Origin of the sequence: Lentimicrobium sp. L6 (genome assembly GCF_013166655.1) — a bacterium.
Taxonomy (GTDB): Bacteria; Bacteroidota; Bacteroidia; order Bacteroidales; family UBA12170; genus UBA12170.
This window is the reverse complement of sequence record NZ_JABKCA010000191.1, coordinates 1-538: the sequence shown is the minus strand read 5'-3', so window position 1 is coordinate 538 and position 538 is coordinate 1. Positions and strand designations below refer to the sequence as shown.

Here is a 538-nt window from a genome sequence, read left to right as displayed (position 1 = left end):
CACTAGCAGAATTCTTTAGCAATAGATGTGATATTAAACTAGAAAACTGGCAAACAGCCATTGATTTCTATGAGGCAAGAATTTCAGGAGAACCAGATACTGAAGAAGAAATATTTGCTATTATTGATTTAGGCTTACTCTATTATATTATGGAAAATAGCAGTAATAAAGCAAGCTACGGTGTAGGCTCCATGCCAGAGCACAAGCCCAAATCAAAAGAGGAATACATAGCAAAAAGAGACTATTTAATCTCCTTATTACCACTAAAAAGTAAGGAAGCGGAAAGCCTAAATCCTATAACAAGTGATGAGGTATTAAGTCAAAACTCACCCAATCCGGTTAATGGCAACACACAAATAGGCTATAATTTGGAGCAGGAAGCCAATATCCAGTTAAATGTTTATGACTACACAGGAAAGCTATTAATTACTATTGATGAAGGAAAACAAGACAGAGGAGCCCATCATATAAATCTTAATACTATCGATTTAGAAAATGGAATCTATCTGTACACCATTAAAATAGATGGACAAGTGGC

The 538-nt window shown here is 34.9% G+C and carries 1 protein-coding gene; it reads left to right on the top strand.

Translation table 11 applies throughout. The features are described 5' to 3' along the window. On the top strand, window positions 1-538 hold a 538-nt coding region (locus tag HNS38_RS20160), incomplete at both ends, for a T9SS type A sorting domain-containing protein (RefSeq protein WP_172347018.1).